Genomic DNA, 13,986 nt, shown 5'->3' on the forward strand with positions numbered 1-13,986 from the left:
GCGACGGCGGCGCCGCGCCGCGATGCGTCACAATCCCGGCTGTCCCACTGAACCCGAACTTCCAGACCCGCCACCGGCGCGGCTCTGACGCAACATGCAAAACGGAACCCTCCTCGCCGCGATCGACCTCGGCTCCAACAGCTTCCGGCTGGAAATCGGCCGTTTCCACTCAGGCCACATCGAACGCGTCGAATACATCAAGGAAACCGTGCGCCAGGGCAGCGGCCTGGACGAGAACAAGGTGTTGAGCGAAGCCGCCATGCAGCGCGGCTGGGACTGTCTGGCCCGCTTCGCCGAGCGCCTGCACGGCTTCAAGAAACAACAGGTCCGGGCCGTCGCCACGCAGACCCTGCGCGAGGCCAGGAACCGCGACGAGTTCATGCGCAAGGCGCAGTCCATCCTGGGATTTGCCATCGAGGTGGTGTCCGGCCACGAAGAAGCGCGCCTGATTTACCAGGGTGTCTCGCGCCTGCTGCCGCAATCCGAAGAAAAACGCCTGGTCGTGGACATCGGCGGGCGCTCGACCGAGATGATCCTGGGCCAGGGTTACGAGGCCCGCAAGATGGAGTCGTACCGGCTGGGCAGCGTGGCCTGGTCGACCAAGTACTTTCCTCGCGGCCAGCTCACGGCGGTGGCCTTCAAGACCGCCGAGGTCGCGGCCAAGGCGGTGCTCGACGAAGCACTCGACACCTTTCCGCCCTCCGAATGGACAGTGTCCTACGGGTCCTCGGGCACCGTGGGATCGGTCGCCGACATTCTGGCGGCCAACGGCTGGGCTTCGGGTGTGATCACCCGTTCGGGGCTGGACTGGCTGGTGGACAAGCTGATCAAGGCCGGCAACGTCGACAACCTGCGTGTCGAAGGCATGAAGGACGACCGCCGGGCCGTGCTCGGCGGCGGCGTGAGCGTGCTGCGCGCGATCTTCGACCTGTTCGACATCCAGCAGATGCTGCCCGCGCAAGGCGCCTTGCGCCAGGGCGCGCTCTACGACCTGATCGACCGCGAGTCCCACGAGGGCGACGTGCGCGAGCGCACGGTGCGCTGGCTGGCTGAGCGCTTCTCCATCGACGAAGTGCAGGCGCAGCGCGTGAGCACGGTGAGCACGGCCCTGTTCGCCCAGATCGCGGCTGCCGACACGCCCAACGATCGCTATTCGCAAAAGCTCGCCTGGGCAGCCCGCCTGCACGAGATCGGCACCCACATCTCGCACGACCGCTCGTACCACCACGGCGCCTACATCCTGGACAACGTGGACGCACCGGGTTTCTCTTTTCCGGAGCTGCACCGCATGAGCCAGCTGGTGCTCGGTCAGCGCGGCAAGCTGCGCAAGCTGGAGCAGTCGCTGGAAGACGAGCTGTTCGCCAAGCAGCTCATGAGCCTGCGCCTCGCGGTGCTGCTCTGCCATGCCCGCCAGACGCCGGAGCACCAGTCGGTCAAGCTCAGCTACAAATCGGGTGCCTTCAAGCTGGCGACCAACCCGGGCTGGTCGCGTCGCTACCCGCAGTCGGCCTGGCTGCTGGGTGAAGAAGTGCTGGCCTGGCAGAAAACCGCCTGGAAATTCAGCGCCGATCTTCGCTGACCCCGGCGCACGCCCACAGGCAATCCGTCACGGAGTCACCCGCCAGCACGCCGGGCGAAGCCGAAAGCCGGACCGGCCGGTCTACGATGGCCGATTCCATGTGTACTCGGAGACAGCACAGCGATGGCCTTGATAGTGGTTGCGGAAGACGATGGCGGAACACTCAAACTCATCAGCGTGGTGCTGAAAAACCAGAGCCACGATGTGCTCGAAGCCAGCAACGGCCTCGCCGCCTGGCGCCTGATCCAGGAACACCAGCCCGACCTGATCGTCAGCGACGTGAACATGCCGTGCATGAGCGGATTTGACCTTTTGCAGCATTTGCGTGAACACCCGCGACTCGGCCAGACACCGCTGATCCTGCTGACCTCGCTGCAGGAGCGGCGCGACATGCGCCAGGGCATGCTCCTGGGTGCCGACGACTACCTCACCAAACCTCTGCGACCCAAGGAGCTGATCGAGGCGGTGCAGGCCCAGTTCAACCGGCAGAACCTGCGCACCGCCGTGCAGGACATGCACCTGCAGAAGGCCCTGTCCGAGGCCCTTGAGGAGCAGGCCTGGGACCTGCATGAACAATACGAGAAGCGGCTCGCGCGCGAGCTCAGCGAACAGTGGCCTGGCGACACGCGCGGCCAACAGGCCCTCAACTACCCCGAGGCCACCGTGCTGTTCGCCGACATCCGGCATTACCCGCACTGGTTGGCTGCACTGGACCCGGCCGAACTCGGCCGGATGCTCAAACGTTTCTACGAAAACAGTGGCGACACCGTCCACCTGTTTGGCGCCAGCGCCATGCAGTTCGTGGGTGAAGGCGTGCTCGGCATCTTTGCCGACGGGGTGAATGCGGCCAGGAGCGCGCCCCACAGCCTGCGGGCGGCCAAGGCCGCGCTGGGCCTGCGCAACGCCGCCGCCAGCATGGCCGACTTCGTGCAGGCGCAGTTTCCCGGCCGCCGACTGCCGCCGTTCGAGGTGGGCATCGCGCTGCACGGGGGGCCGGTGGCCATGATGCAACTGGATGGCCTGCTCGGCGGCAGCCGGCAGCTGATCCCGGTGGGCGAAGCCGTGGTGGACGCCATGGCCATGCAACGCCACGCGCCGTCCGAACACGGCGCCATCACGGTTTCGATCCCGGTGTTGCGCAGCATCACCGGCGCCGTCCGGCCGGTGGCCCGCTACCTGCTCACACTGCCCCACCGCAGCGAACCCATGGACGTTTGTGCCGTGGAACCGCTGCCTTTCTGACCCCCTGCCCTGGCCCGCCACCGTGCCCACGACCCACGCCCACCGCCGTCGGCTCTCGCTCGGCCCTGCCCTGATCGCGGCGCTGGTGCTGGCCGCGCTGGTGCCGGCTTTGCTGGTGTCGTGGCTGCTCTCGTCCAACAGCGCGCAGGCCATCGACACCCTGGCCGAAAACGCCATGAGCCAGGCGGCCCACCGCGTGGACGTGGGCGCGCTGGCCCATCTCGGCGAATCGCACACCGTGGTCAACGCGCTGGTGCCGCCTTTCGTGACCAGCGGCGCCGAGGCCGAACGCACGCGCAACTGGCTGAAGGACACCCCCGCGTTCGAGCTGATGGCCCACGCGCTCACGCAGCAGTCGGCCAACGTGCCCTACCTGTATTTCGGCACCGAAGACGGCAGTTTCTTCGGCCTGGAACGCGAAGAGGCGGGTTTCATCGTGCGCACCATCCGGCCCGGCGAGAGCGGCCGGCGGCACTTCCTGATCGCGCAACCGGGTGACCGCAGCCAACTCGTCAAGACCGAAGCCACCGTCTACGACCCGCGCCGCCGACCCTGGTACCAGCTGGCGGCCAATACCGGCCAGCGCGTGTTCACCAACGTCTACCGCTCGGCGGTCAAGGACCAGTTCGACCTGACCCTGGCGCAGCCGATCTATGACGTCGACCAGAAAACCCTGCTCGGCGTGATGGCGGTGGACATGAGCCTGGCGCGGCTGACCGACCTGATCCGCAGCACCCGCGTGAGCGACAACGCCGTGACCTACCTCGTCGACGCGCAGGGCCTGATGGTGGCCAGTTCGGGCGAAGAAGCGCTTCACCACCTGGTCGCCGGCAAACAACAGCGCATCACCCCGACACAAAGCCAGGACGCGCTGGTGCGCGCCTCCTACAGCCAGCTCCAGGCGCGCTTCCAGCAAGACCAGCGCACCCGGCCCGGTCTGGTGCGGCTGGAAACCCGGCAGGACTGGCTGCAGCGGCTCGGTCTGACCAACAACCGGCTGATGGCCCTGCAGCGGCCCTTCGGCAAAAAATACAACCTCGACTGGCAGCTCATCGTGGTCGCGCCCGAGCAGGACTTCACCCACCAGGTCACGCAGGCCCGGCAATGGGCGCTGATGGCGATGGCCGCGCTGATCGGGGTGAGCGCCCTGGTGGCGTACACCGTGGCCCGCCGGCTCTCGGTCCAGTTCCGTCGACTCAACACCTCGGCCCTGCGCCTGGGCTCGGGCGACGTGCCGCCGGTGCAGCGGTTCACCCGGTTTCGCGAGGTGCACAACCTGTCGCAGGTCATGCACGACAGCGCGGTCCAGCTGCAGGCCTACAACGCGGAAATTGAACAGAAAAACGAAGCCCTGCGCGATGCCGCCCAGATGCTGGAAGCCCGCGTCAGCCTGCGCACCGCCGAACTCGCCGCTTCGCGCGAAGAAGCGCTCGCGGCGGTGAAGGCCAAGGCGGGTTTCCTCGCGGTGATGAGCCACGAAATCCGCACCCCGCTGCACGGCGTGGTCGGCATGAGCGAACTGCTCAGCGAATCGCCGCTCACAACGACCCAGCAGGAGCTGCTCGGTGTGCTGAAGGTGTCGAGCGACCAGTTGCTCGCCGTGGTGGACGACATCCTGGATTTCTCCAAGATCGAATCCGGGCGCCTGCACCTGGAACAGGCACCGATGGACGTGCGCGCCGCCATCGGCCACGCCACCGGCATCATGCGTCTCAAGGCGCAAGAGAAAGGCCTGCATCTGGCCATCCAGATCGCGCCCGAAGTGCCTGCGGCCATGATCGGCGACGTGGTCCGCCTGCGCCAGATCCTGCTCAACCTGTTGTCCAACGCCATCAAGTTCACCGACCACGGCGAGGTCGAACTGCGCGGGTGGATGGACCAGACGCAAACGCCGCCACAGCTGTGTTTCAGCGTCACCGACACCGGCGTCGGCATCCCGCCCGAGCGCCTGCCCGACCTGTTCCAGCCCTTCGCCCAGGGCGACACATCCACGACCCGCGTCTACGGAGGCACCGGCCTCGGACTGATGATCTGCAAACACCTGGTCGAGATGATGGGTGGGCAGATCAGCGTGATCAGCGCCCCCGGCACGGGCTCCACCTTCCGTTTTTCGGTCCGCTGCGTGGCCGCCGATCCCGCGCTGGTGCGCGCACCCGCGACCACCACCCTGCCGCACCACATCCAGCCCCACCGTGTGCTGGTGGTCGATGACAACCCGGTCAACCTCAAGGTGGCCGCGGCCATGCTGGCCCGGCTGGGCTATCCCCACCACAGCGTCAGCAATGGCGCCGCAGCGCTGCAGGCCCTCACCAGCGCGCAGGCCGCGCAGCAGCCGTTTGCCCTGGTGCTGCTCGACAGCCACATGCCCGGCATGGACGGCCAGGCCACCGCGCAGGCCATCCGGGCACAGCTGGGCAACATCGCGCCGGTGTTGATCGGCATCTCCGCCTCAACGCTGGGTGAAGACCGCCAGCGTTGCCTGGACGCGGGCATGTCGGACTACCTGCCCAAACCGTTGGAGCTTGAACGCCTCGCCGCCGCCCTGCACCGCTGGACACCGGCGGCCAACCCGGCGCCGTCCACAACCGTTGCACTGTCCGCTCCGGCCACACTCCTGGCTGCGCCCGATCCAGCCTGGCTGGACGTCGGGCGCTGGGCGGAACTGGCCGAATGCGACGATGCGGCGGGCACGTTGAGCCGCGACATATTCAGCGAATTCCTGCAGACCCTGTCTGCCGGTTGCGATGCCATCCAACAGGCCGCAGCGCAGTCCCGCTTCAAGGATCTGCAGGACACCGCGCACCGACTCAAGGGAGGCGCCGACAACGTGGGGGCCACGGCGCTGGGGGTTGCCTGCGCACAGATCGAACAGGCGGCGCGCGACCGCACGGTGGACGCCCAGGCGCTGGAAGAACTGCGAACCGCCGCCCTCGGCACGGCGCGGGCGTTGGCCGGTTTCATGGCCCGGGCCTGAAGCGGGCGGGTTCTGGGCTGGAAAAGACGGCCTGATTTTTTGGTATAAACGGTTTATACCGTTTAACTCAAAAGGAAAATTCATGGCATCCAAGAACACCGGCAAATCCAGCAAACTGGTCCGCGACAGTTTCACGATCCCCAAGGCCGAGTACGCCACCATCGACGTTCTCAAGATCCGGGCCATCGGCATGGGCACCAGCGTCAAGAAGAGCGAGCTCCTGCGCGCCGGCCTGATGGTGCTCAAGGGCATGAGCGATGCGGCCTTCAAGACCGCTGTTGCCGCCGTGCCCACCCTGAAGACCGGCCGCCCCAGCGCCGAAGTGACGCCGTCCAAGGCGGCTGCCTCTGCAGCCAAACCTGCAGTGGTGGCCAAGCCTGCCGCCAAAGTGACCCTGAAGAAGGCGGCGAAACCCGCAACCAAGGTCGAGCCGGCTGCCAAGGTGGCGCCCAAGGCGGTTGAAAAGAAAGTGGTCGCCAAAAAGGCCGCTGCCCCGGTAGCGCGCAAGCCGGTCGCAGTGAAGCCCAAGGCCTCCGCACCCACCAAAGCCGCTGTGCCCGCCAAGCAGGCCGCCGCTGTGGTCAAGCCTGCCGCCACAACCAGCGCCTGATGTTTCAGCGCACCCTGAACGGTGCGCTGAACCCTGTCTCGCAGACGATCAAATCAGTTCGGGCGTCTGCACCGTGACCAGCACCGTCTGAAGTGCACCGTTGCGCTCCCGGCTGCGCAGCCACCAGAGCGCCCCCTTCTTCATCGGGCAGTACTCTTCCGGCAAGCCGAGCAGGCGCGCGATCACGCTGCCCAGCATCGGCTGGTGACCCACCACCACCACCGGCGATTTGCCATTGGGCCATTGCACCAGCTCCAGCAATGCAAGCGGGTCGCCGTCCGGTGCGAGTTCGTCGCGCAGCTTGAGCTTGCGCCCCAGCGCCAGCGCCGTCTGTTCCGCCCGCGCCGCGGGGCTGGCGTAGATGCGGGCACCGTCGGGCAACTGGCGGTCGAGCCAGGCGGCCATGCGGGCGGCCTGCTTGTCGCCCCGCGGTGTCAGGCGGCGCGCGAGGTCGAGTGGGTCGCCCTGCTGGCCGTTGACCAGGTCGGGGTGATCGTGGGCTTCGGCGTGCCGCCAGAGGATCAGATCCACAGCCTGGCCCTTTCCTGTTTCAGCCCTTGCTGCCGTAACGCGCCATCAGGCTGGCCTGTGCCGACTGCGGCACCGCACTGCGTCCCTTGGCGCCAGCGAGCATGGCGGCCGGCACGTACCGGCCGTCCGGCTGCAGCAGCCAGGCATCCTTGGTGTCGTGCAGACAGGCCGACAGGCACTCGTCCATGATGCGGTGGCGCAGCGCGCTGTCGGTCACGGGCCAGGCCAGTTCCACCCGGCGCAGCATGTTGCGGTTCATCCAGTCGGCGCTGGACAGCCAGAGCTCTTCGACCTCGTCGGTACGGAAATAGAACACCCGTGAATGTTCCAGCAACCGGCCGATCACCGAGCGCACCCGCACGTTGTCGGTCAGGCCCGGCACCTGTGCGGGCAGGATGCAGGCGCCACGCGCAATGATGTCGATCCGGACACCGTGTTGCGAGGCCGCGGCCAGCGCCCGGGCCAGCGGCTCATCGGTCAGGGCATTCATCTTCAGGATGATGCGGGCTTCCTTGCCGGCCTTGGCGGCCGCACCCGCGGCCTCCACCTTGTCCAGCATGGACTTGTGCAGGTGAAACGGGGCGATCAGCACCTTGTTCAGCTTGGGCAGCCGGTTCTGACTGGCCAGGTGCAGGAACACCTGCTCCAGATCGGCGGTGAGCGCGTCGTCGGCGGTGAGGTAGCTCAGGTCGGTGTAGAGCCTGGCGGTGCCGGGGTTGTAGTTGCCGGTGGAGAGGTGGGCGTAGCGTTTGAGCCGGCCGTCTTCCCGCCGCGTGATGAGCATCATCTTGGCGTGGGTCTTCAGGCCCACGACGCCGTACACCACCTGCGCGCCCACGGATTCGAGGCGTTCGGCGTAGTTGATGTTGGCCTCTTCGTCAAAGCGCGCCTTGAGCTCCACCACCGCGGTGACTTCCTTGCCCCGGCGCACCGCTTCACGCAGCAGCTCCATCAACTCGGACTTGGCGCCCGTGCGGTAGATGGTCTGCTTGATGGCCAGCACGTCCGGGTCTTCCACCGCTTCGCGCAGGAAGGCGAGCACCGCGTCAAAACTCTCGTAGGGCTGGTGGATCAGCACATCGCCCTGCTGCAGCTGCTCGAAGTACGACTGCCCGGGCGCCAGCTGGACCGGCCAGCCGGCGTTGTAGCGCTCGAAGCGCAGCGCGGGCGCGTCGATCTGGTCGATGAGCTGGTTCAGCCGCACCAAGTTCACCGGGCCGGGCACCCGGAACAGGGCCTCCTGCGGCAGCGCAAACTGCGCCAGCAGAAAACCGGCGAGGTAGTCGGAGCAGCCGGCCGAGATCTCCAGGCGCAGCGCTTCGCCATAGTGGCGTTGCTGCAGGCCTTTGCGCAGCGCGGTGCGCAGGTTCTTCACCTCTTCCTCGTCCACCGCGAGGTCGGAGTGGCGCGTGACGCGGAACTGCGAAAACTCGGTGACCTGCCGGCCCGGGAACAGGTCGGCCAGGTGCGAGCGGATCAGGCTGGAAATGGAAACGAAGTGGCTCTGCTTCGAGCCCTTGACCGGTGGCATGCGAAAGAAGCGTGGCAGGATGCGCGGCACCTTGACGATGGCGATCTCGTTCTCGCGGCCAAACGCGTCCTTGCCGGTGAGCCGCACGATGAAGTTGAGCGACTTGTTCGCCACCTGGGGAAACGGGTGCGCCGGGTCCAGGCCCACGGGCAACAACAGGGGTTGCACTTCGCGCTGAAAGAACTCCTTGACCCAACGGCGCTGGCGCGGGTTGCGCTCGCCGTGGGCCACCAGCTTGATGCCCTTCTTCTCCAGCAAGGGCAGCAGTTCGTCGTTGTAGATGGCGTACTGCTGCGCTACGAGGGCGTGCACCTTGGCGGACAGCTGTTCGTAGGTTTCGACGGTGTACAGGCCGCGCTGCTCATGGGTCTTGTGCGCGTTGAGCTGGGGCGCCATGCGCACCTCGAAGAACTCGTCGAGGTTGCTGGAAACGATGCTCAGGTAGCGCAGGCGTTCCAGCAGGGGCACATCGGTTCGGCGCGCCCAGTCCATCACCCTCTCGTTGAAAGCCAGGATGCTGTGGTCTCGGTCCAGGAAAGTCAGGCGGGTCTGTGGGTTGCTGGCGCTCATGAAAACCGTGGGTATCAGGGGATGCGGCAAGGTCCAGCCGGTTTTGGCTGGCGTCCATGTCACATGATCTTGACGATTATTCAACAGCTGGATGACGTTTGTGTGACAGTCTGACCGCCTCGATGCCGGGCAATGACCGCACGGCAGCGGCCGCGTTCAGCGGTGACGGCCGGGGTTTGCGCTGCCGCGGCGGGAACAGCACCAGGAAAGAGGCAAACAGGGTCGTGGCCCGGCCCCAGCTGAACTGCTGGGCGCGGGCGCGCGCCGCGTGGCGCTTGACCTTCAGCGCCTCGAACCAGGCCTCGCGCAAGTCCTCGCGCATCGCGCCGGCACCGGCATCGCCCAACACCTGCAGCGGCCCGTGCACCGGATACGCCGCCACCGGCACACCGCAGGCCATGGCTTCGAGCATCACCTGCCCGAAGGTTTCGTTGCGGCAGGGAAACACGAACACGTCGGCCGCGGCATACACCTGCGCGAGTTCCTGGCGCGGCAACACACCCAGCCAGTGCACATTCGGATAACGCTCCTGCAGCGCGGTCTTCAGCGGCCCCACCCCACACACCACCTTGCTGCCCGGCACGTCAAGCGAAAGGAACGCCTCGATGTTTTTCTCTGCAGCAATCCGACCCACATACAGGCTCACCGGCCGCGCCAGGTGGCCCAGGGCCGGAAATTCAATGGCTTCGGGCGCGAGCGCAAACAGGCGCGTATCCACCCCGTGCGTCCACTCGCGCAGGTTGCCAAAACCCCGTTGTTCCAGCAGGTCGAGCACACCGCGGGTCGGCACCATGACGCCGCTGCTGGGCCGGTGAAAACGGCGCAGCAGTGCATAGCTCCAGGACAGCGGCACCCGCAGCATCGTCCGCAGGATCTCGGGAAACCGGGTGTGGAACGCGGTGGTGAACGGCAGTCCGCGTCGCAGGCAATGGCTTCGCGCCGCCCAGCCCAGCGGGCCTTCGGTGGCGAGATGGATGGCGTCTGGGTTGGCCGCATCGAGCATGCGCGCCAGTTGCCGGCCCGGGAACAGCGCCAGCCCGATGCCCGGATGCCCAGGGCACGGCCGGGTGCGGAACTGCCCGGGCTGGATCACCACCACCTCGTCGCCGCGCGCCTGGAGCTGGCGCACCAGCTCCACCAGCGTGCTCACCACGCCGTTGACCTGGGGCGACCAGGCGTCTGTCACCAGAACCAGCTTCATTTTTTTGTCTCCCTGGGTGACTCTTTCAGGCGGTCTGGGGCAGCCGCGGCTCTGACGGCCGTTCAGCGATGGAAGGAATCCAGTGCACCAGCTCCAGCCGGCCATCCATGTGCTCGACCAGCGCCGACAGGCTTTCCACCCAGTCGCCGTCATTGCAGTACAGCGTGCCGTCGATGTGGCGCATTTCGGGGCGGTGGATGTGACCGCAGACCACGCCCTGGTAGCCCTTGTGGCGCGCTTCGGCGGCCACGGCGCGTTCAAAATCGGTCACGTAGTTCAGCGCACTCTTGACCTTGTGCTTGAGGTATTGCGAGAGCGACCAGTACGGCAGGCCCATGCGCGCGCGCAGCGAGTTCAGGTGGCGGTTCAGGCGCAACGTGAATTCATAGAGGTTGTCGCCCACGTAGGCCAGCCACTTGGCGCACTGGATCACGCCGTCAAAGTGGTCACCGTGCACGACCCACAGACGCTGCCCGTCGGCCGTCGTGTGAACGGCCTCGTTGCTCACCTCGATGCCGCCGAAGTTGTGGCCGTGGAACTGGCGCGCGAACTCGTCGTGGTTGCCCGGCACGAACACCACCCGGCAGCCCTTGCGCGCACGGCGCAGCAGTTTCTGCACCACGTCGTTGTGCGCCTGCGGCCAGAACCATTTGCGGCGCAGTTGCCAGCCATCGACGATGTCGCCCACCAGGTACAGGGTCTGGCTCGGGTGCTGCTTCAAGAACTCCAGCAAGGCACTGGCCTGGCAGCCCGCCGTGCCCAGGTGCAGATCGGAAATGAAAACGGCCCGAAAACGGGGCCGTTCTCCGCCATCGTTGGGATGCTCGTCGTCGGCGTCGAAACCGATGGGCAGAACCCCTGCCATCCCCCACCCACCCAGCGCTTCAAAGGCCGTTCTCATCGTGGTTCCTTTGGATCAGCAAACCCAGCAGATCGGAAATGACTTCCCCCTGGGCACCGCCGGGCCGGCTTGGCCGGAAGCCCTGCCCCCTCGGGGGTCGCGTGAAGCGCAGCGGGGGGGACCATTCAACAGCCCAAGAAGTGCTTGCGATAGCGCGCCGGCAGATCGGCGATGCGCATCATCATCGGCAGGTCGGCGGCGTTGAAGTCGGGGTCCCAGGCGGGTGCGCCCAGCACCTTGGCGCCGAGGCGCAGATAGCCCTTGATCAGCGCGGGAGGCTCGACGTCGAGCGTGTCGTCGAGCTGTTCAATGGGCAGCGGCAGGCGCGGGCGCACGTGGAATTCGATGGAAGCGAGGTGCTTCTCTTTCACCTGGCGCCAGATGCTGGCCGCGGCGTGACCACCACCCACCATGCCGTGTTCGCCCTGGTGCTGCATGGGGATGCTGGCGCAACCGATCATGGTATCGAGCTGGTTGCGCACCATGAATTCGGCCAGTGCACCCCACAGCGCCATGATCACGCCGCCATGGCGGTGATCGCGGTGCACGCAGCTGCGGCCCAGTTCCACCATGCGTTCGCGCACATTGCGCAGCCGCGTCAGGTCGAACTCGGTGTCGCTGTAGGTGCTGCCCACGCGCCGTGCCTGGGCCGGCGTGAGGACGCGGTAGGTGCCGATCACCTGCCGCGTGGCGCTGTCGCGCACCAGCAGGTGTTCGCAAAAGTCGTCGAACAGGTCCACGTCGTGCCCGGGCACGGCGTTCGAGAGGATGGCCCCCATCTCGCCGGCAAACACCGCGTACCTCAGTCGTTGCGCTTCACGAACCTCGTCCAGGTGGCGGGCCCACGAGACTTCGATACCGCCCACCGCGGGCTTTTCCGCCAGCGGCCTGGCCACCAGGGGCTGAGACGGAGCAGGTGAGCGCGGATGAAGCAACCCCCGGGGCCGGCTCACCGGCGAGAGGTTCAGTGTGGGGGTGGGCAGTTCTCTCATGGCAGGCTCCTGGTGGGTGCGCCCATCGCAGGCGCTGTGGTCGGTGTGCACGTGTTCATGAACCTGCATTCTGGGAATTGCGCATGTCCCGTCTGTGGCAGCGACATGAAGTTTTGATGACACCCCCGACCCGTGTGGACATGGAAAAAAACAGGCATTGATTCCACGTTTCAAGTAATATTGAAATATGGAAATCACTTCACCCTTGGAATCCCAGGCCCTGAGCGCGCTGGCCGCGCTGGCCCAGGTGCAGCGCCTGCGCGCCTTCCGTGCGCTGGTCGTGGCCGGCCCCGACGGTCTCACGCCCGGCGTCCTGGCGGAACAGCTGGGGGTGTCGCCCAGCGCGCTCTCGTTCCACCTCAAGGAACTGGCTCACGCCGATCTGGTGAGCGCCGAGCCGCAGGGCCGCCACCTGATCTACCGCGCCAGCTTCGACCGCATGAACGCCCTGCTCGGCTACCTCACCGAACACTGCTGCGCCGGCCAGGCCTGCGAGGTACCTTCGGATGGCGGCTGCACCCACTGCGGGACAGCGCCATGAACCTGGCCGACGCCATCAACCTGGGCTGCGCCTGCCAGACCCTGCAGCCCTCACGCCTGCGCGAGCAACTGGAAACCAGCCCGGCCCTCGGCGGTCTCACCGTGCGGCTGGCCGAGAGCCACCCGCACCTGTTTTCGGCCAGCGCCGTGTTCCTCGACGCCGGGGTGCAGCAGCAGATCGTGCAAGCTGTGCAAACCCTGGAGCGCGTGATCGCCCTGCCCGCCTGGCGCGAACAGGCCCTGGCGCGCGCGCACCCCATCGCGGCATTGGACTGGGGCCCGGCCGGCGTTTTCATGGGCTATGACTTCCACCTCGCGGCCGACGGCCCCAAGCTGATCGAGATCAACAGCAACGCCGGCGGCGCTTTCCTCAACGCCGCGCTGGCCCGGGCGCACCGCGCCTGCTGCACGGGCTTCGAGCCACTGTTCGACCCAGCGGATGCGTTGCTGCGGCTGGACGAGGTGTTCCTCGCCATGTTCCGCGCCGAGTGGCGGTCGCAGCGTGGCGACGCGCCGCTGCGCAACGTGCTGATCGTGGACGACACGCCCGGTCAGCAGTACCTGGCACCCGAGTTCGAGATGGCGCGTGCGCTGTTCGCCGCGCAGGGCCTGATCGCCGTGGTGGCCGATGCGCGCGAACTGCAATGGCGCGACGGCGCGCTCTGGCACCCGGCCCTGCCGGGCGACATGCCGGTCGACCTGGTCTACAACCGCCTGACCGACTTCTACCTGCAGGACAGCGGCCACGACGCGCTGCAACAGGCCTACCGCGCGGGCGCGGCCGTGGTCACGCCGCACCCCCGCACCCACGCGCTGTACGCCGACAAACGCAACCTGATCGCGCTGTCCGACGCCGCGCGGCTCGAAGCCTGGGGTGTGGGTGAAACCGACCGCGCCGTGCTGCGCCAGGTGGTGCCCGCCACGCAGCGCGTCACGGCAGAAAGCGCCGACGCGCTCTGGGCCCAGCGGCGCACGCTGTTCTTCAAGCCCGCCGCCGGCTTCGGCGCCCGCGCCGCCTACCGCGGCGACAAGCTCACCCGGCGCGTGTGGGGCGACATCTTCGCAGGGGACTACGTCGCCCAGACCACCGTGCCGCCCAGCGAACGGCGGGTGTCCGTCGACGGCCGGACCACGCTGCTCAAGCTGGACCTGCGCGCCTACACCTACCGCGCCCAGGTGCAGTTGCTGGCCGCGCGCACCTGGTCGGGCCAGACCACCAATTTCCGCACCGAAGGCGGCGGCTTTTCACCGGTGGTGGTGCTGCCGGCCGCGGCCACGCTGCCCGAAACCCTTCCCTTTCAAGCCTGACTGGAGA

The 13,986-nt window shown here is 67.0% G+C and carries 11 protein-coding genes; 6 read left to right on the plus strand and 5 right to left on the minus strand.

Features of this window, described 5'->3' with window-relative positions; genetic code table 11:
• The first annotated feature begins 94 nt into the window (after positions 1 to 94).
• The 4 genes from ACN5W5_RS17730 to ACN5W5_RS17745 all read left to right on the plus strand — a co-directional run bounded on the left by ACN5W5_RS17730 (position 95) and on the right by ACN5W5_RS17745 (position 6,405).
• On the plus strand, positions 95 to 1,579 hold the full coding sequence (locus ACN5W5_RS17730) for an exopolyphosphatase (RefSeq protein WP_420049800.1): 1,485 nt from the start codon (positions 95 to 97) through the stop codon (positions 1,577 to 1,579).
• A 123-nt stretch (positions 1,580 to 1,702) separates the two neighbouring features.
• Positions 1,703 to 2,821, plus strand: a complete 1,119-nt coding sequence (locus ACN5W5_RS17735) for a response regulator (protein WP_420049801.1) — start codon at positions 1,703 to 1,705, stop codon at positions 2,819 to 2,821.
• A 22-nt stretch (positions 2,822 to 2,843) separates the two neighbouring features.
• The gene (locus ACN5W5_RS17740) at positions 2,844 to 5,795 is read left to right on the plus strand and encodes an ATP-binding protein (protein ID WP_420049802.1); all 2,952 of its coding nucleotides are present in this window, start codon (positions 2,844 to 2,846) and stop codon (positions 5,793 to 5,795) included.
• 82 nt (positions 5,796 to 5,877) lie between these two features.
• Complete coding sequence (locus ACN5W5_RS17745) at positions 5,878 to 6,405, plus strand: hypothetical protein (protein WP_420049803.1); 528 nt, start codon at positions 5,878 to 5,880, stop codon at positions 6,403 to 6,405.
• 48 nt (positions 6,406 to 6,453) lie between these two features.
• Here the strand turns inward: ACN5W5_RS17745 and ACN5W5_RS17750 are convergent, their stop codons facing one another.
• The 5 genes from ACN5W5_RS17750 to ACN5W5_RS17770 form a co-directional block, all read right to left on the minus strand.
• Positions 6,454 to 6,936, minus strand: coding sequence for a SixA phosphatase family protein (locus tag ACN5W5_RS17750; protein WP_420049804.1), 483 nt, complete (start codon positions 6,934 to 6,936; stop codon positions 6,454 to 6,456).
• A 19-nt stretch (positions 6,937 to 6,955) separates the two neighbouring features.
• Positions 6,956 to 9,037 (minus strand): polyphosphate kinase 1, encoded by a 2,082-nt coding sequence (ppk1, locus tag ACN5W5_RS17755; RefSeq protein ID WP_420049805.1) that lies wholly within the window; start codon positions 9,035 to 9,037, stop codon positions 6,956 to 6,958.
• 76 nt (positions 9,038 to 9,113) lie between these two features.
• Positions 9,114 to 10,238: a glycosyltransferase family 4 protein gene (locus tag ACN5W5_RS17760; RefSeq protein WP_420049806.1), complete on the minus strand. Its 1,125-nt coding sequence runs from the start codon at positions 10,236 to 10,238 to the stop codon at positions 9,114 to 9,116.
• A 25-nt stretch (positions 10,239 to 10,263) separates the two neighbouring features.
• Positions 10,264 to 11,139, minus strand: coding sequence for a UDP-2,3-diacylglucosamine diphosphatase (locus ACN5W5_RS17765; RefSeq protein WP_420049807.1), 876 nt, complete (start codon positions 11,137 to 11,139; stop codon positions 10,264 to 10,266).
• Positions 11,140 to 11,264: 125 nt separating this feature from the next.
• On the minus strand, positions 11,265 to 12,131 hold the full coding sequence (locus ACN5W5_RS17770; RefSeq protein WP_420049808.1) for a GNAT family N-acetyltransferase: 867 nt from the start codon (positions 12,129 to 12,131) through the stop codon (positions 11,265 to 11,267).
• Between the two features lie 187 nt (positions 12,132 to 12,318).
• Here ACN5W5_RS17770 and ACN5W5_RS17775 point away from each other — a divergent pair, with 187 nt between their 5' ends.
• Both ACN5W5_RS17775 and ACN5W5_RS17780 read left to right on the plus strand, forming a co-directional pair.
• Positions 12,319 to 12,672 carry an ArsR/SmtB family transcription factor gene (locus ACN5W5_RS17775; protein ID WP_420049809.1) on the plus strand — a complete coding sequence of 118 codons (354 nt, stop codon included), beginning with the start codon at positions 12,319 to 12,321 and terminating at the stop codon, positions 12,670 to 12,672.
• Entirely contained in the window at positions 12,669 to 13,979 is a 1,311-nt protein-coding gene (locus tag ACN5W5_RS17780; RefSeq protein ID WP_420049810.1) for a hypothetical protein, read from the plus strand. The genes ACN5W5_RS17775 and ACN5W5_RS17780 overlap by 4 nt, the downstream gene beginning before the upstream one ends.
• Positions 13,980 to 13,986: the final 7 nt, after the last annotated feature.

It is taken from the genome of Hydrogenophaga sp. ZJX-1 (assembly GCF_048590325.1).
Taxonomy (GTDB): Bacteria; Pseudomonadota; Gammaproteobacteria; order Burkholderiales; family Burkholderiaceae_C; genus Hydrogenophaga.

What these genes read in the sequence shown, in the direction of transcription:
- ACN5W5_RS17730 (WP_420049800.1), top strand. Translation starts at nt 95, where the DNA reads ATGCAAAACGGAACCCTCCTCGCCGCGATCGACCTCGGCTCCAACAGC.
- ACN5W5_RS17775 (WP_420049809.1), top strand. Translation starts at nt 12,319, where the DNA reads ATGGAAATCACTTCACCCTTGGAATCCCAGGCCCTGAGCGCGCTGGCC.
- ACN5W5_RS17780 (WP_420049810.1), top strand. Translation starts at nt 12,669, where the DNA reads ATGAACCTGGCCGACGCCATCAACCTGGGCTGCGCCTGCCAGACCCTG.
- ACN5W5_RS17745 (WP_420049803.1), top strand. Translation starts at nt 5,878, where the DNA reads ATGGCATCCAAGAACACCGGCAAATCCAGCAAACTGGTCCGCGACAGT.
- ppk1 (WP_420049805.1), bottom strand. Translation starts at nt 9,037, where the DNA reads ATGAGCGCCAGCAACCCACAGACCCGCCTGACTTTCCTGGACCGAGAC.
- ACN5W5_RS17735 (WP_420049801.1), top strand. Translation starts at nt 1,703, where the DNA reads ATGGCCTTGATAGTGGTTGCGGAAGACGATGGCGGAACACTCAAACTC.
- ACN5W5_RS17760 (WP_420049806.1), bottom strand. Translation starts at nt 10,238, where the DNA reads ATGAAGCTGGTTCTGGTGACAGACGCCTGGTCGCCCCAGGTCAACGGC.
- ACN5W5_RS17770 (WP_420049808.1), bottom strand. Translation starts at nt 12,131, where the DNA reads ATGAGAGAACTGCCCACCCCCACACTGAACCTCTCGCCGGTGAGCCGG.
- ACN5W5_RS17765 (WP_420049807.1), bottom strand. Translation starts at nt 11,139, where the DNA reads ATGAGAACGGCCTTTGAAGCGCTGGGTGGGTGGGGGATGGCAGGGGTT.